The 17267-nt window shown below is 58.9% G+C and carries 14 protein-coding genes; 3 read left to right on the top strand and 11 right to left on the bottom strand.

The window, feature by feature from the left end:
• Window positions 1-22 precede the first annotated feature (22 nt).
• Window positions 23-583: a glucose-6-phosphate isomerase family protein gene (locus FHW74_RS09940; protein ID WP_183170284.1), complete on the top strand. Its 561-nt coding sequence runs from the start codon at window positions 23-25 to the stop codon at window positions 581-583.
• Window positions 576-1358, top strand: coding sequence for a glucose-6-phosphate isomerase family protein (locus tag FHW74_RS09935; RefSeq protein WP_183170283.1), 783 nt, complete (start codon window positions 576-578; stop codon window positions 1356-1358). Before FHW74_RS09940 ends, FHW74_RS09935 begins: the two co-directional genes overlap by 8 nt.
• A gap of 37 nt (window positions 1359-1395) precedes the next feature.
• On the opposite strand, the gene FHW74_RS09930 is transcribed toward FHW74_RS09935, so the two are convergent.
• The 5 genes from FHW74_RS09930 to FHW74_RS09910 are packed head-to-tail and all read right to left on the bottom strand — an operon-like array spanning window position 1396 to window position 5706.
• Window positions 1396-2214, bottom strand: coding sequence for a PTS system mannose/fructose/sorbose family transporter subunit IID (locus FHW74_RS09930; RefSeq protein ID WP_183170282.1), 819 nt, complete (start codon window positions 2212-2214; stop codon window positions 1396-1398).
• Window positions 2214-3011, bottom strand: a complete 798-nt coding sequence (locus tag FHW74_RS09925; protein ID WP_183170281.1) for a PTS sugar transporter subunit IIC — start codon at window positions 3009-3011, stop codon at window positions 2214-2216. The genes FHW74_RS09930 and FHW74_RS09925 overlap by 1 nt, the downstream gene beginning before the upstream one ends.
• A 10-nt stretch (window positions 3012-3021) precedes the next feature.
• Window positions 3022-3516, bottom strand: a complete 495-nt coding sequence (locus tag FHW74_RS09920) for a PTS sugar transporter subunit IIB (RefSeq protein ID WP_183170280.1) — start codon at window positions 3514-3516, stop codon at window positions 3022-3024.
• Between the two features lie 10 nt (window positions 3517-3526).
• Complete coding sequence (locus FHW74_RS09915) at window positions 3527-3955, bottom strand: PTS sugar transporter subunit IIA (protein WP_183170279.1); 429 nt, start codon at window positions 3953-3955, stop codon at window positions 3527-3529.
• 2 nt (window positions 3956-3957) lie between these two features.
• Window positions 3958-5706, bottom strand: a complete 1749-nt coding sequence (locus tag FHW74_RS09910; RefSeq protein ID WP_183170278.1) for a class I mannose-6-phosphate isomerase — start codon at window positions 5704-5706, stop codon at window positions 3958-3960.
• A gap of 187 nt (window positions 5707-5893) precedes the next feature.
• Here FHW74_RS09910 and FHW74_RS09905 point away from each other — a divergent pair, with 187 nt between their 5' ends.
• A complete protein-coding gene (locus tag FHW74_RS09905; protein ID WP_183170277.1) occupies window positions 5894-6919 on the top strand; it encodes a LacI family DNA-binding transcriptional regulator in 1026 nt (341 codons plus the stop codon).
• A 6-nt stretch (window positions 6920-6925) separates the two neighbouring features.
• Here FHW74_RS09905 and FHW74_RS09900 read toward each other — a convergent pair whose 3' ends face one another.
• From FHW74_RS09900 to bcsA, 6 genes are all read right to left on the bottom strand, one after another.
• Complete coding sequence (locus tag FHW74_RS09900) at window positions 6926-7309, bottom strand: VOC family protein (protein WP_183170276.1); 384 nt, start codon at window positions 7307-7309, stop codon at window positions 6926-6928.
• A 74-nt stretch (window positions 7310-7383) separates the two neighbouring features.
• A complete protein-coding gene (locus FHW74_RS09895; protein WP_183170275.1) occupies window positions 7384-8379 on the bottom strand; it encodes a glycosyl hydrolase family 8 in 996 nt (331 codons plus the stop codon).
• Window positions 8380-8388: 9 nt separating this feature from the next.
• Complete coding sequence (gene bcsD, locus FHW74_RS09890) at window positions 8389-8856, bottom strand: cellulose biosynthesis protein BcsD (protein ID WP_183170274.1); 468 nt, start codon at window positions 8854-8856, stop codon at window positions 8389-8391.
• A gap of 1 nt (window position 8857) precedes the next feature.
• The gene (locus tag FHW74_RS09885; protein WP_183170273.1) at window positions 8858-12709 is read right to left on the bottom strand and encodes a cellulose biosynthesis protein BcsC; all 3852 of its coding nucleotides are present in this window, start codon (window positions 12707-12709) and stop codon (window positions 8858-8860) included.
• A 13-nt stretch (window positions 12710-12722) separates the two neighbouring features.
• Window positions 12723-15149 carry a cellulose biosynthesis cyclic di-GMP-binding regulatory protein BcsB gene (bcsB, locus tag FHW74_RS09880; protein ID WP_255459893.1) on the bottom strand — a complete coding sequence of 809 codons (2427 nt, stop codon included), beginning with the start codon at window positions 15147-15149 and terminating at the stop codon, window positions 12723-12725.
• Window positions 15146-17260, bottom strand: a complete 2115-nt coding sequence (gene bcsA, locus FHW74_RS09875; protein WP_183170272.1) for a UDP-forming cellulose synthase catalytic subunit — start codon at window positions 17258-17260, stop codon at window positions 15146-15148. Before bcsA ends, bcsB begins: the two co-directional genes overlap by 4 nt.
• Between the last annotated feature and the right edge of the window lie 7 nt (window positions 17261-17267).

Genomic DNA, 17267 nt, shown 5'->3' with positions numbered 1-17267 from the left:
TCTCCTCGGGCCGGAGACAAACATGAGTGATTTATTGATCCAACCCTTCCAGCTTGCCTGGGCGACGGGTGCGTTAAGTTGCGGCCCGTTAATCCGCAAAACCACTCGCCTTAGCGATCTCAGTACCGTTTTTATCAATCGCGACGCGATCCAGCAGTTTGCCGATCGGCCTGCTTATGATGTCGACATGTTTGATTCGCCTGGCGGCGAAGGCGAACTCTACGTCGGCGTGACACACCTTTATCCCGGTAAAGTTGGCGACGAATATTTTATGACGCGCGGGCACTTTCATCAGCGTCGCGAACAGGGGGAAGTCTATTTCGGCCTGGAGGGCGAAGGACTGTTGTTGTTGCAAAATGAGCAGGGCGAGGCGTGGACCGAACCCGTGTTCGCCGGTTCGGTCCATATTATTCCCGGCTTTACCGCCCATCGCTTAATCAACACCGGTGCGCAAACCCTGCGCGCGCTGGCCGTCTGGCCGAGTATCGCCGGGCATGACTATACCTCATTGCCGCACGGTTTTGCGTTGCGGGTAACAGAAGAGGCGGGGAAAGTACGGATTACGGCGGTGCAACATGGCTGATATGACCGCAAAGTACGGCCTGAATATGGCCATTCACCACCAGCCGCTGGGATTCAGCTACGGCGAGGATGTGATCGGGCCGATGCCAGAAGTGCGTACCCTTGACCAGATCCGCGCCTCGCTGCGCGATCCCGACTGTAGCGGGCCGGAGGCGGTCTATGCCATCGCGATGGATGTCGCTCGTTTGCAGGATCGAGAGGAACTACGTAAGCGGATGCTGTTGTTCGGCGTTGTGACCTATGCGGCAGGCCAACTGGGCGATGAACCGGTACGCAGCCAGGGGCATATCCATCGCATCAGCCAGCATAGCGGCTGGTCCCCGCCGGAGCTGTATGAAATCTGGCAGGGCAAAGCGATCATCTATATGCAGGAATTTGTGGAAGACGATCCGGGGCGCTGTTTCGCCGCCATCGCCGGGCCGGGTGACAAAGTACTGGTGCCGCCGGGATGGGGGCACGCGACGATTTCCGCCTCCGTTGACGAACCACTGACCTTCGGTGCCTGGTGCGATCGTGAGTATGGTTTTGAATATGACGCCGTACGGGCGCATAAGGGGCTGGCGTGGTATCCGCTGGTACAGGATGGCCATATCGTCTGGCAGCATAACGCCCACTATACACCGGGGCGATTACAGGTAATTACACCGCGTCGCTACAGCGAATTCGGTATTACCGACCAACCCATTTACCAGCAGTTTATTGACGATCCAGCCCGGTTTCAGTTCATCTCAAAACCAGACCGGGTTGCCAGCCTGTGGCGCAATTTCCATCCATGATAAAACCGGGGCGCAGGCCCCGGTTAGCTTGATATTTTTATCCGGCAAACAACCCGCTCGCGACACCTATCGCAGCGAGGATCAGTAACAGCAGCATCGCTTTAACGGGGGAGACCCCGCGCTTCGCCATCAGATACCAGGTGCCCAGCACCACAATCAGCGGCAGTAGCTGCGGGAAGATGCCGTCGAGCATTTGCTGAACGTGAATATTGACCCCGTCATTGGTTACAAACTCCAGCCCGGTGCCCAGTTTCACATAGCTTGCGGCCACACCGCCCATCACAAACACGCCGAGCAACGACAGCGCTTCACGCAGGCGGGTCGATCGGCTGCTGACCAGCATCTCCACCGAGCCGGACCCCATCTGGTAGCCTTTAAGGAACAGAAACCACGAGCCGGGAATAATAATCGCCAGCCACGCCACCGTGTAAAACAGCGGGCCGAGCATACTGCCTCCTGCTGCCAGCGCCATCCCGATACTGAGTAAAATGGGGATTAGCATACCGGGGATCATCGAGTCGCCAATCCCGGCCAGCGGGCCCATCAGGCCCACTTTCAGGGTATTAATGGTCTCGCCGTCGATGGGTTCGCCATTGGCTTTTTTCTCTTCCAGACCCAGCGCCATGCCATTAACAATCGCCCCGATCTGCGGTTCAGTGTTGTAGAACGATGCGTGACGGCGCAGCATCTCGGTGCGCGCCGCTGCATCCGGGTAAAGTTTACGGGCGACCGGCAGCATGCTGAGGCAGAAGCCAAATGACTCCAGGCGTTCAAAGCTCATGGAGGAAAGATTGTGCATCATCCAGGCGCGCCAGCAGCGGCGCAGATCTTTACGGGTGAGTTTACGCGCTTCCATCAGAATTCATCCTCATCATCGACAGGCGAGGCGGCTTTCACCGCAGGCTGGGCTTCCGGTTTATAGTTGTAATGAATCAACGCCAGCAGCGCGCCCACGATCACCAGCGCAACCATGTTCAGCTTCAGAAACACGATGCAGACGAAACCCACCAGAAAATAGATCAACATGCTGTAATTTTTGATGATTTGCTTAAGCAGGATCGCGATACCCACCGCCGGTAAAATCCCGCCCAGCACGTTCATGATTGCCAGCACCATGCGCGGCAGGCTGTCCATAAATTCACTGATGTACTGCGCGCCAAAATAGACCGCGATAAAAGTCGGTACAAAGCGCAGCAGGAAGTTGGTCGCCTGCGGAAAGATGGCGCTATTAAGATAGATGCCGCGCTCGTCGCCGCGTTCCAGCGCCACATCGGCACGGTGGTTCCAGAACGAGTTCAGCACCATCATGGCGTTAAAAAGGATTGTCCCGGCGATGCCGATAGTGGCAGCCAGCGCTACGGCCACTTCCGGCCCTTTGCCGGAGAGAATACCCAGCGCGATAGCCGGGAACGCCACGAAATTCAGGTCAGCGGGCATGGAGCCGCCTGGCGTCACCATCGCGATATACACCGCCTGCACCGCCACGCCGATAATAATCCCGGTGGTCACATCACCGAGGATCAGGCCGACCAGCATGCCGGAAACCAGCGGACGGGTGATCAGATACCAGCCCCCCGTCAGGCCAAACAGCCAGGGGCTACTTAGCGCCCCCAAATAACACAAGATGCCAATCAATGTGGCTTCGACAATCATGATGCGCTCCTCATTTTATTTTCTGCCGGGCGTCCTGCCAGCTATAGCAACTGGCATCGGGAACCAGCCGGAACTCAATGGCGTGACCGTGGGCAGCGAGCCAGTCGAACGCAGCGGTTTCTTGCGCATTCACCGACTGATTGGGACCGATAGTGATGGTATTGGCGCGAGCGCTCATCGGGCCGACATTGATCTTGCCGTTGGCGTTTTTCAGGCTTATTCCCGCCATTTCAATGCGCTGAAGCGTCACTGGCGATTTGCCAATCACGAAATAGCGTTTCTCGCTGGCAATCACTTTCGGCAGTTTTTCGATAGCGGTGGCGGTATCGAACAGCCACACTTTGGTGTCCTGCACCGCGCCTTTCATCACCGAGGAGAGCAGGGGATCGGCCGCGACGGCGTCATCAATCGCGATGATGCCGTCACAGGGCAGCTCTTTGGCCCAGCGTGTCACGAGCTGCCCATGAATGACGCGGTCATCAATACGTACAAATGAGAGACTCATAGCGGGCTCCTTAAAAATCGTCAGGGGTTAATGAAGAAACGGGAGCGGCCTTTACCAGCGTTGGTTGGGCCATTTCCAGCAATAACGTGGCGGCGGTATCAACGTCGGTATGTTCGGTAACCTCGTCACTGAGCAGCAATATCGGTAAATTCACCCCGGCGAGCACGGCTACCGGCGGCGAGCAGTCGGGGGAAAACGCGTAATGGCAGGCGACGTTCCACGGCGTGCCGCTTTGCATATCGCACAGCACCAGCACGCCGTCCGCACCTTCGCGGGCAGCGGCCATCACCGCCGCGAAATCCTGCTTAAAGCCTTCTATACCGCGCTGCTCATCCAGCGTGACCGTGCGCACGTGCGGCAGCTCGCCGTATACCATTCGGCTGCTTTCCAGCAATGCCCTGGCATAGGGCCCGTGGCTGGCAACGATAAAATGAATCATGGTTACCCCCTTACCCAGGCTTTCACCGTCGCCAGCGTTTGCCCGATGCTTTCACCCCAGGGTGAAATACGGTACTCGCCCACGGCGGCGGGAACGATAAAGGTTTCGGCGTAATGCACCACATAGGGGTCAAATGCGCCGGTCGGGCTGTCCACCAGGGCTTCCGCGCCCTCCACCAGATTGAGCACGTTAACGCCGCCGTGAGTGTGATGAGTGACCGGCACGCTAAACCAGTGGCGGCGGGTTTCGATAAATTCCCGTTCATGCAGGCCGGTGCGCTCTTCGCGCCAGCCGTGGCCGCTGGCAACAGGTTCGATGCGGTTCACCAGATGCTTTTCCACCCAGCGGGTGTCACGCTGCCAGTCGATCACCTGGGCGCCATGCTCCAGATGCACCGGGCGCGGCAGGCCATCCAGTCCCAGGCGGCCCCAGTCCCACAACTTGAAGGTGAAAATATACGGCGTGGCGCTGATCTCCAGCACCATGGTGCCCTTACCGGAACAGTGCACGGTCCCGGCGGGGATCAGGAAGTGATCGTGCTTACGCGCCGGGATCTGGTTCACGAAGCGCTGGTCATCGAACGGCTTTTCACCGCGTTGGGCGGCATAGAGATCGTCCAGCATCGCCTGCGGCTGTGTGCCGGTGTGCGTTCCCAGATACACCACCGCGCCTGGCTCCGCATCGAGAATGTAATAACTCTCATCCTGGGTATAGTGCATTCCGAATTGCTGCTGGATATATTCCGTTAGCGGGTGCACCTGGAAACTCAGATTCTGGCCGTCCATGGTATCGAGAAAGTCGAAGCGGATCGGAAATTCGGCCCCGAACCGGGCGTGAACTTTTTCACCCAGCAACTGACGCGGCTGTAATAACACTAAATCCTGAGAGGGGATCTCGATCCGCACCGCGCCGAAACGCAAGAACAGGCTGTTTTCCTCGGGCACACAGTCAAAACACCATGCGTAATTCGCCGCAGAGGGATCGAGATCGAATCGTTGTTTCATCCACTGGCCGCCCCACACGCCGGGGTCAAAGAAAGGCACTACGCGGAACGGCTGGCGGGTTGCCTGCACAAGACCGGCGCGCAGCCCGTCGCCGCTCACCATGTTGGGGTGATCTTGCCGGGTGGTATCCAGCACAAAATCGGCGCGCTTCAGCAGCGTGGTTTTATGGCGGTCAAACACCCGCCACTCGATGAAGAAGGCGCGTTTGTAGCGGCGCAGCATATCTTCGTGCTGGTTTTCAACACCCCAGTTGCCGAGTTCACCGCTACGCATCCGCTGTTGGATCTCCCAGCGCGCCAGATCGGCGTACACCAGCACATCGCCCGGATGCACCAGCGCCGCGCCGGGGCCGTAAATCACCACCAGGCCTTGCTCAACGCCATCAACCTCATGGCGCAGTTGCGCCAGCCGTTGCGGGGAGAAAAATTCTGTTAGTTGATGACAGGAGAGCACGCCAAACACCCGATCGTCGGTGAGATTGCGGGCCAGCAGGGTGTGCAGATGCTGTTCGTCCAGCCTGGCGGTTTCTACGTTGATCGTTAACTGCGGCGCAAGCCGGGGCAGCAATTGGGTTTCCAGTTCCGCAAGCCTGACGCCCGGGTAACAGTCAATGACCAGCACCGTTTTCCCTGGGCCAGGCCGTTTCGCGCTGAGCGCGGCAACGATGTTATCCCATCCCTGGCAGGCCTGGTTTTCAAAGCCCGAAACCGTGATTTCCGGATATTTATCATAAGCTGTCTGTGTCATAGGCTCTCCCCTTATCCTTGCTAAGAGATTAATCGATTAACCGATTCAGGGAAGTGTGGTTAACGCGATTAACCCGCCATTTACGGCAATCAAGCCGGAGTTGTGGACGGTGTTGTGAAACACCTCACAGGACAAAGTGCAAAAAACAGGTTATTCGATTAATCTGTCTGGAAAAAAGGGAGGAAGCATGACGACAGTAACGCTGGCGCAGGTCGCCGAACGGGCGGGCGTGTCAACCGCCACCGTCTCTATGGTGCTGCGCAACCGGGGACGGATTTCACAGGCTACCCGTGAGCGGGTGCTGAAAGCGCTGGATGATTCCGGCTATGTCTACAACCAGACCGCAGCCAATTTGCGCAACCGCAGCAGCAATCAGGTTGGGCTGTTACTGCATGACATTACCAACCCCTTTTACAGCGAGATGACCGCCGGGCTGAGCCATGAAATGGAGCGCCACGATTTGCTGCTGTTCCTGGCCAACAGCGAAGAATCTGGCGAACGCCAGCAGCGGTTTGTTGATTCGCTGATGCGCAATAACGCCTGCGGGATGGTGCTATGTGCCGCGCGCGACACGCCGCAGGCTTTTTTTGACGGGCTGAAGCGGCGCAATATCCCGGTGATCCTCACGGTGCGCACCTTCGGGGATGCGGATTTCGATTACGTTGGCACCGATAACTTTTTCGGCACTCAGCTGGCGACCACGCACCTGTTAAAGCTGGGCCACCGTAACATTGCGTTTATCGGCGGTAGCGCTAATTCCGGCACTCGCGCCCAGCGTATCGGCGGCTTCACCAGCAAGTTGATTGAGCATGGCCTGTCGCCGAAGCCGGAATGGATTGTTACTTCCCAGGCCAGCCAGAGCGATGGCGCACGCGTGGCGGAAGCATTGTTGACCGCGTATCCAGATATTACCGCCGCCGTCTGTTATCAGGACATCGTGGCGCTTGGCGTGATGCAGGCGCTGCGAAAAATGGGCCGCACGCCTGGCCAGGATTTCGCGCTGGTGGGGTTTGACGATATTACCGAGGCGGCCCTGGTGCAACCGGCGCTCACTACGGTTTCGGTGGCGGCGAAAGAGATTGGCCGTAAAGCGGGAGAGCTGTTGTACAGCCGTATTCAGGGTAACGATGAACCGCCGAAGCGGATCATTTTGCCGCCCGCGCTGGTGATCCGGGGTTCCTGCGGGTTCCACCAGGCCAGCGCTGCGCAATAAAAGCGGTCACGCCACCAGTTCAATCAGATTGCCATCGGGATCGCGGATCACCGCCTCGTAAAACCCGTCCCCGGTGGTACGCGGCGGGCTGACCAGAATGCCGGACTGCGCGGCGCGATCGGCCATGGCGTCGACTTGCTGTTTCGCGCCGACGTTAACGGCGATATGCGCCCATCCCGTCAGCTCCTGCCCGCCAGGACCGTCGCCCAGCTCGGGCAGGGTCATTAGTTCAATCGTTGGGCCGTCGGTCAGGCTGATGAAATATGACTGAAATCCCAGTCGGTTGTTACTGGTGTACAGCGCGTTGCTGACGCCGCCGAACATCTCGCGCCAGAATGCCTGCTGCGCCGCCAGGTTGCGCGTCCAGAGCGCTACGTGGGCAATTTTCATAAATTTTATCCCGTCAGCGGTGAAGAGAAGTTATGCCCGGCGATCGCTACCCGCTGCCAGGCACAGCATAAAGATCAGCGTGCCGCCAGGCTGACCAGCATTTTCAGGCTGGCGGAGTAATAATCTTCCTGGGCGGTGATTTGCGGTTCGCTTTTCGGCAGTTGTCCCAGCACAAAATCGCGCACCGCCAGAATGCCGCCGTCCATCATATACGGGGCGGGATCGTTAGTGGTGACGTTGATCCAGGCCGGCGTCTGGCTGCGGGAATACTGGCCCCAGAACGCCTTGTACGGCTCCAGCAGCGGGTTTTGCGGCGCATACCATTTCACATACAACGGCACGCGGATGGCATCGTAGCTAAAGCGCGCGGGCCACTGTTTGGCGGGAGTCATACGCCCGTCGGCATACAGCGATACCCAGTCGGAGGGGAGTTGCCCCTTACCAAAACGCATTTTTCCCAGCAGTTTCTGACCATCGGTGATGAGATCTTTCCAGACCATCAAATGGCTGCGGTTGCCTAAATCGCGCCACGCCGGGAAGACAAAATACGACGGGTTGAGATTGATATTGCTGTTGAGATTGAATCCGTTCGCGCCGGGCAACATCACTTTGTAGCCCGCATAGCTGATCACGTTATGGGCGACAATCGCTTTGGCGATGGCGTCTGAGGCGCTGAGATAGTCATTGCTGCGCCACTTCTCACCCGCTTTCAACAGTGCCCAGGCGATAAAGGTATCGCCATCGGTGGCATTGTTTTTATCGGTGATCGGCTGGGCTTCTACCGGGTTATAGCGCCAGTAAAACAGGCCGTTATCCGGATTCTTTAAGGTTTTATTGGTCCATCCCCAAATTTTGTCGAAGCTGGCGCGGTCATCGTTTATCACCGCCATCATCATGGCAAAACCCTGCCCTTCGGTGTGGCTGACGCTGTTATTGCCGGTATCGATAATGCGCCCGTCGGGCATCAAAAACCGCGCTTTATAGCTGTCCCACGCGCTACCGGCCAGCGCGCACTGGCTGGTCAGTAACACCATCATGGCCACAAACAGCGTCTTGCCTCGCTGCAACATGCATTCACCTCATCGGCTATTTTGATATCTGAAATGGACCTCAGTGGCCGACGGCGCGGTTTCGCGCCATAACGACACCGTGGGTTTTCCCCCCTGAGACTGTAACCAGCGCGCGTATAACCCCTCCAGAACGGCGCTCATCGCGCTGCTCCAGGCCGCTTGTCGGGCTTCATCGGGGGGAACAGGTAACGCCATGTGACGAATAAGCAGGGCGGTTTCGCTGGCTTCGATATCAATATACCCCCAGTTGAAATCCGCAAGTTGCTTATTTATCGCAAGTTCCAGCTCACCTACCGTATTTGATAGCGCCAGCGGAAATCGCTTGCCAAGTTCGTCGCCCATCTGCGTCAGGAAAGCGTGGCTCTGGGATTCGCCCACGTTCGCTACCATGTTTTCTACCAGGGTATGAAGCAGTGCAAACCATCCTGACTGGGTTTGTTGATTCTGGAAATACTGCAAAAGTCGTGCGTCATTCATATTAGTTATTCCCCAGCAGATAACGGAAGTAGAGCTGCGCGGTGCTTTCGTTGTAATCCCCAAAGGTGTCGTAACCCACCTGGCCGCCGATGGTCATGTCCTTATTGATTTTGTAATCGGCGGCGGCACGCAGGTTATAACCCAGGCCGTTTTCGCTATTGCCGCTGTAGTACGCCTCTTTGGCGAAGCCGTTGGCGACGTAATCTTCCAACTGCGATTGCAGGCGCTGGTCGCCAGGGAAGTAAGCGCTTCTGTCCTGGGTATAGGACTGATAGCCCAGCGACGCGCCTACCGACATTTTCCAGTTGTCGAAGGTTTGAGAATAGTCGATGGGGAAAGAGACGCTGACGTAATCCTGCGGGCTGAAATAGCCCCCCTGCCCGTAGCTGAAGTAGCTCAGGTTTTTGGAGAAATCCATGTAAGTCATGCTGATGCCGGTTTTCAGCTCGCGGTCATCGGCGCGTAAAGGCCGCAGATAAACCCCGGCTGACCCCGTCACATTGCTGTTGCTCGGCACGTTTTCGCCCAAATAGTTATACAGGCCGAATCCGGCGTAAAATCCGGCGTCGCCGTTGTCATAGCTCAGCTGGGCGCTGCCGCCGTTTTTCGTGACCTGGCCCCATTTCTTGCCGCTGTATTTATCTTCGACGCCCACATAGGAAAGTAGACTATCTACCACCGCGCGGCGTTCGCCGGTGAGGATCAGCTTCAGATAATCGGTTAACTGCGGTGACCACTGGATCCCGCCCACTACGGTGTTGAGATCCTGGCCGAGCGGCGTCGAACCTACGTCGATTTTGTACTGATCGCCGGTGAGCGCCATGCCCACTTCTACCCCGGAGGCTTTTTGCGATCCCTGTGACGGCACGTCTATGGTGTCGAGATTAGGCCGGGTTGGCGGCGTGGTGGTGGAGGCGTTGTACAGGCCCTGGGCCACTTCGCCCTGGATTAGCGCCCCGGTGCCGAAGCGGGTGCTGGCCTGGTCGGATGAACTACCGGCATTCAGGCTAATCGGCGTGACGTTAATGTCGAAACGCGAATCGCCAAACGGCACCGTCGACCACTGGAGCGGCGATTTAATTTCGGTGAGTTTGCTGAGCCCGCTTTCGCCATCGCGCCCGCGCACCGCCACGGAACCGCGCGTCCAGGTGGCGGTTTTCTCGGTGAGCTGCTCGATCATGTTATCGACCTGGCGCAGTGTACCGGCCTGGGCGCTCTCCATCGGCAGATCGCTGCGCACGGCGGCGGGCGGCGCGGTTTGCGGATTACGCGCCAACTGCGCCACCTGCCATGGCATCGCCTGGCCGTAAACCGACGGCGACGCCGCCTGGCTGCGGCTGGCGGTGGTGATAAACGGGTTATCCGCCAGCGCCAGGCCGCCGAGCATCGGCGAGGTGTCACCCCCCGCGCCCTGCAAGCCTAACAGCTTGCCGCGCGCGGAGCGCAGGTAGCTCATCGCCTGCTGGTGGTTGCCTTGCGCTTCGGCGACGCGCGCCTGAAGCAGCAGCCGGTCCGGCGTGTCGTTGCTGCGTAGCCCCGCCGCCAGTTGGCGCGCACGGTCGGTATTGCCCTCCGCCAGCGCCACGTCAATGGCGCCAACCCGGGCATCCTGCTGCGGCGTGTCGCGAGTCATCAGGTAGTCATATACCACGCCCGCTTCTTTGTTCATCTTGCCGGACTGGTACAGGCGCGCCATGGCGAACATCAGATCGGTATTCTGCGGATCGTTTTGCATAGCGCGGATCAGCTTGTCATACGCCGCCGCATAGTTGCCCTGCACCCGCAGCCGGTCGGCTTCATTGATCACGTAGCCCTGCTGGATATTCGCCAACTGCGTCGGCGTACTGCGCGCCTGCAATTCCGGGTTAGCCAGCCAGGACTGCGCTTCGCCGCTTAATCCGGCCTGGTTCAGCACCGTGATTTGGTCGGCATAATCTCCGGCATTGCCCTGTACGCCGCGGCGCATGTTATCGCGCACCACGGTGACCGCGCCGCCCAGATCGCCGGTCTCCGCCAGCATCCGCGCCAGCTTGCCCGCGTCGGCGGGGCTTTGCGGCGGACGGGAGGCCAGCGCTTTTAGGGTGTTGGCGGCGGCGACGGTATCGCCCTGCGCCAGGTAGCGCTCGGCGGTAGCCATTTGCAGGTTGTAGTTCACGCGCTGGGCCAGTTCGCGCATATCGCTATTCTGGCTGGACGCAGGAATACGCGACAGCAGCGTTTGCGCCTGCTGCCAGCCGTTGTTTTCGCTGGCAAACAGCGCGGCGGAATAAAGCTGGGTATGGCTGGCGCCGGGCCGGAATGCCGGAGCCATTAGATTCGTGGCTTCGGCGCTGCGCCCCTGTTTTTGCAACTGGCGAGCCAGATCGAGACGCAGCCACGGGTCGGAAGGATAGCGCGCCACGCCTTGCTCCAGCAGCGCGATGGCCCGTTGGGTATCGCCGCTGGCCACCGCCTGTTGCGCCTGGCGGCGGATCGGATCGGTGGGGTTGCCGCCGGATGCTCGCGGCTGCAAACGGGCCTGTAAACTGGCGGGCAGGGTTTGCAACACCGATTGCGCCTCGGCGGTTTTATTCTGCTCGCGCAGCACGTAATAGAGGTTCTCACGGGCGGAGGCATTATCTGCCTGCTCTGCCAGTACGCCGCGCAGGGTCTGTTCCGCCTCGGGGTAGTTTTTATTACGGCGCAGCACGTCGGCGCGGAACAGCTTCGCCGCGATGCCGTGTTCGCCGCTCTGCTGGGCGAGGGGGGCGCTCAGGCTTAACGCCTGATTGACGTTGCCCTGTTTTAACGCATTCTGGGCGGCGGCGAGCTGGCCGTAGAAGGCCGCATCCTCCGCCTGCTGTTTACGCTCGGCGGATTGCTCCCCGCCGAGGCTTGCCGCCCGGTTCAGGTACTGGGCGGCGGCAGCGTAATCGCCACGGCGCTGGGCAATATAACCCATTCCCGCCAGCGCGTCGGCGTCTTCCGGGTTTGCCTGCAACACTTGCTCAAACTGGCCGCGCGCCGCCTCGGTATTGCCGCTGTTCAGCGCTTCGAAGCCTTCACCTTTCACCGCGCCGCCGATATTGGTGCGGTAATGGTTCTGAACGTCGGTGTCCTGCGGATGGCGCTGCAAAAAGGTCTGATAGTACGGCTCGTCGCCCGCGCGCGGCCCCAGCCAGAGCAGCGCCTGGCGCAGGGCGGCGTCGGCGTCTTTGCTGCCGCTGGCCATATTTTGCAGAATATCGATCCCTTCCCGGCGGGTAGACTCCTGATAGGTCAACACCTTGCCTAACGCGATACGCGCCGCGTTATCCTGCGGATATTGGGTAACAATCTGGCGCAGGCCGCTGACCGCTTGCGGATACAGGGATTTGTCCCCGGCCATGGTCAGATAGTATTCCGGCGCAAGGCTTTGCGGCGGCTCTCCGCCCTTGAACAGGGTGTTCCAGGTATTCAGCGCCGCCGGAATATTGCCGCTTCTGGCCTGCTGGCGCGCCAGATCCAACTGGCCGCGCGGCACCTGCTGGAGCTGTTTCGCGTTATCCAGCGCCTGAAGGTTCGGATCCTGCGGCGAGACCGCAGCCAGCCGTTCGCGCCACTGGGCGGCGGTTTTCAGATCGCCCGCCTGCTGCGCCCATAGCGCCATCAGATACATGGCCTGGGTGTTATTCGCGTCCACCATCAGGACTTTGCGCAGGGACTCTTTCGCCAGGTCGTCGTGGGATTTCTCATGCCAGTAATTGGCCTGGTCGAACAACGCCTTCAGGGCGGGATTGTTGTCCGCCGCGTAGGCGGACATCGCACCGACGGTCAATCCGCCGAACAGGCAGAGCGTCGTCCATGGTCTGGCGGTATTTTTGTTTTGATTCATGTTGTTACCACCTTTACTCACTATCATAATCCTGCGGATTCAGGCGTTTATGCGCACGTTTTTTCAGCAACGCATACAGACTTAAACCGATCACGGTGGCGAACAGCAGGCCAATCAGCGCCAGCAGCGCCGAGTGCTGGTTGGCGTACCACACCACCATCATGTACCAGGGCATTTGCCCGCTGGGGAACTGCTGGCCGACCCGGAAGCTGCGCACGCCGTTTTCATCGGTAATGATGGCCACGTCACCACGAATACCGGCGTTGATGCGCGCCGAGTTCAGGTCGGTATACAGACGGGAAAGCTGATCGCCATTGCTGCCGATCGCCATCACCACCAGCCGCGACGGGTTCCACTGGGAGCGGAAACTCACGAACCCACGCCAGGCTTCGTTAGACGAGAAGTAACGGTCGGCTTCAACGCCCGACGCGGTCCAGTCACCTTCAAGGTAGCGCTGGGCGGTTTGCCACATCGTCGGCTGGCGCACCCCAAAGGTATGTTCATTGGCGGTAAACGGCGACTGGGCCAGCAGGGCGCGGTTGAACGCGTTCTGATCCAGCGTGGAGACCGCCAGCACATCGCTTTGGTCGAGATATGCCAGGTTTGCGCCGCCGGAGGGCAGGCCGAACATCACGCGGTTATGATACAGCGCGGTGCCGGTGGCGATACCGGAGCGGGCGGCCAGATCCAGCAGGGTGCCGACTTCGCTGTCAGCCGGGGTTTCTGGCAACAGCAGCACGGTTTGCGAGAAATCCGCCAGCCGGGTGAACGGGAAGGACGCGCCCACAAAGTAGGAAAGATTCGGCAGCAGCGAGAAGTGGCGCGTTTTGCTCAAATCGATCCAGGAGTCTTCGTCGATGCGGCTCTTGATATTGTTGTTCAGCAGCACGCTACAGGGCGCGGCCTCTTTGGTTTCAATATTGAAATAGAGCGACAGTTGGTTATCACCGTAAATCAGATACGGCTCCAGCGGCACCCGGGCGCTCTCCTGGCGCGCGTCGCCGCCCAGCTTGTGCCACAGCATCTCCAGCAAGCCCTGCTTATTCACCGGCAGATTGCGTAAGAAGGTGCCGTTGAAGGTCATAGAGAGGTAGGAACGCTCGTCGTCGATCCAGCTTTCTGACGGGAAACGGTAGCCAATTTGCATTGGAATGGTTTCGCCGTCCCACAGGAACAGATCCGGCGCGGCGCGGAACGCCACGCGCAACGGCTCATGCCAAATCCCGGAGACCATCAGGCTTTGATCCTGGCGCATCAGCTCCACCAGGCGAACCGGACGATCGGTGGCGATCCAGCGTGGCGCGTCATAGGGCTTACTGGTAGGGATGGTCTGGACTTCCACCGGCATAAACGGCGACTGCACCTTGAAATCACCCCGGGTTAAGCGCGATGCCGCCGCACGCAACTGCTGATCGTTATTGCCGACCACCAGCAGCAGTTTGTACACCGGATTGCCGGGGTTATCGACGATTTGCAGGATCGGCGTGTTGGTTTCCGGCATCGTCAGGCCGCCGATGGTATCGCCGGGTTTGCCGAACAGGATGCCGTTTTTCTCCGGCAGCTTGTCGCGCATCGCTTCGAAGTTGATCCCACGATAGTCAGCCTGGATACCCAGCCACGACGCGACAATCGCTGCCGCGCTGACCTGTTCCGGCAGCAGTTTCGCCGGGAACGCGAAGGCGAGGGTGGTCGGCGTCATCTGCATCGAATCAAAGAACGGACGCGGGAAATGGCTGAGATCCGCGCCGATATTCAGCTGCTGGCCCTCCAGATCCAGCCGGGTGTCCGGCATGATGGTCACCTGGTATTTATCAGAGAGATCGCGCAGGCACAGCAGGGCGTCGCCGTCGTTGATCTTAAAACTGATGTTGTTGCTTGATACTACCAGCGCCGCCGGGATCTCCAGTTGATAGTTCGAGACGTTGCTGTCTGAGGTGCCGAGCGGCACGGTGCCCAACGGCTGGCCGTTCATCATCAGTTGCAGGGTGGCGTTACGCGCCGCCATGTCCGGGGAGACTTTCAGGTTCAGGTTTAACTGTGCGCTGGTGATCACCTGGTCGGAGGGCAGGGTAAAGTTGATGCCCGCCTGGAGCTGGCCGCCGCTGAGGATCACGCCCTGCGGCTGGCCCATTTGCGCCACCGTTACGCTGACCGCGTTTCCGGGGATGAGCTGCGGCGCGGCGGGCGCGCTATCAGCAGCCTGAGTCGGCGGCGGCAAATCCAGTGGGATGGCCGGAACGGGCGTTGGGTCCGGCGTATCGGTTTGCGGCGCGGCCCCTTCCGGGGAGAGCGTCGCGGGCATGTCTGACGGCGCGGCGGCATCGGCGGCGGGCGCGGTGAAATCAGGTGTGCCCGGCTGCGGCTCCTGCGCCGGTACGGTCCTTGTCAGTACGCATAACGCCAGCAAAACCTGGCAGGCTTTGAAGGTCATCCTTTTCATGCAGCGGTGTCCTCGGCTTTGAGACGGCGCGCCTCTTCCTCACGCAGGCGGCGGTTTTCACGGCGTGATTTCCATGTCAGCCAGAACAGGTCGAACACGCTGCGGATAATGATTAACAGCGAGCGGAACGGGTTATCCTGCGGCTTCGGCGGACGGATCCACGCATCGGCGCGCGCCAGTACCACGCGCACCAGCTCACGGCGGCGGGACAGCGGAATATCTTCAAACATCAGGCGGATAAACTCATCGTCAGAGCCGATCACGCTCACCGGAATGCTGATGGAGCCGGACTGAAGCTGTAGCTCGATCTCTTCAATCTCGTCGCTGAGATGGCGGTTATCCGGCACCACGATGCGGCAGCCGCCCATCGACAAGTCCTGGGTGTGGGTGCGCGATGAGATCCCGCTGGCATAGTGAACGATCACCGGCACGTCGACGTCGATACGAATCGTTTTACGGGTCTGGCGGGTTTCCCGCGCCACGGCAATCGCCGCCAGCAGGAATACCAGGCTGTAGATCCCCCATCCCACGTTAAGCGCGATAACCTTGGGATCGACGGCAAAATAGTCGTGGGCAAAGGCCCTGACCAGGCCCGCGATAATCCCGATGGTCAGCAGAATGGCGACAATCAGATGCGGACGCACCACGCTGAAATCGAAATAACCGATGTTGAGCAGGCCGCCTTTGTCGGTAACGTTGAATTTGCCGCGCTTCGGGAAAATCATGGTGATCGCCGTCGGCAGGATCAGGTGGAACGCCAGCACGATATCGTAAATCTCGCCCCAGAAGCTGTAGCGATAGCGCCCGTTCATTCGCGAGTTGAGGTAAATAGTCAGCAGCAGGTGCGGCAGGGCATAGGCGAAAATCAGCCCTGCTGACGAGTGAATGATATTCAGGTTAAACAGCAGATAAGCCAGCGGTGCGGTTAAGAATGCCACGCGCGGCAGGGCAAACTGGAAATAGAGCATGGCGCTCAGATAGCAGCAGCGCTGCTGCCAGGTCAGCCCGCGGCCAAACAGCGGGTTATCCATACGGAATATTTGCGTCATACCACGCGCCCAGCGGGTACGCTGGATCACGTGCAGCACCAGACGTTCGGTTGCCAGGCCTGCTGCCAGTGGGATCGCCAGGAACGCCGATTTCCAGCCCAGACGCTGCATTTTCAGCGCGGTGTGGGCATCTTCGGTCACGGTTTCTACCGCAAAGCCGCCGATCTCTTCCAGCGCCGAACGGCGGATCACCGCGCACGAGCCGCAGAAGAAAGTGGCGTTCCAGTTATCGTTGCCCTGCTGGATCGGGCCGTAGAACAGCGAACCTTCGTTGGGAATATTTTTGCCCAGCGACAGGTTACGTTCGAACGGATCGGGAGAGTAAAAGTAGTGCGGCGTTTGCAGCAGCGCCAGTTTGGGGTCCTGCAAAAACGCGCCAACGGTGGCTTGCAGAAAAATGCGCGTGGCGACGTGGTCACAGTCAAAAACGCAGATCAACTCGCCTTTGGTCAGCTTCATGGCGTGGTTAAGGTTGCCTGCTTTGGCGTGGACATTATCGTTACGGGTGATATAGCCGACGCCGACATCGGCGGCGAATACCGCAAATTCCCGGCGCTTGCCGTCGTCCAACAGGTAAATGTTGAGCTTATCGCGCGGATAATCAATACACTGCGCCGCCAGCACCGTGTCGCGCACCACTTCCAGGCTCTCGTTATAGGACGGGATATAAATATCCACCGTCGGCCATGTCGAGACGTCATCGGGTAGCGGGACAATCCCTCTTTTCAGCGGGAATACGGTTTGCAAATAGGTGAGTAATAAGATGACCCAGATATACAATTCCGCCAGAAATAACCCGATGCCGAGTATGGCTTCAATCTCGGAATTAAAATGCAGGGTTTGAGTAGCGCGGAAATAAATATATCGCGTCGACATCAGCGCCGAAACCACCATCATCACGACGGAAATGCTGTGCTTTTTGCTGAACCCTAATAAAAACAGAATACCAATGCTCACCAGACCGAAAATATATTGTTTCTGGCTATCCATTGGCGTAATGATGATCAGCACCGCTATTGGCGCAAGCACCAACAGCAGTAAATAAAACAGGACCTTCTTCATAGGCCTT

Source organism: Atlantibacter sp. RC6 (genome assembly GCF_014193285.1).
Taxonomy (GTDB): Bacteria; Pseudomonadota; Gammaproteobacteria; order Enterobacterales; family Enterobacteriaceae; genus Atlantibacter.
Note: the sequence above shows the minus strand (reverse complement) of the source record. Positions and strands in the feature narration are given on the sequence as shown.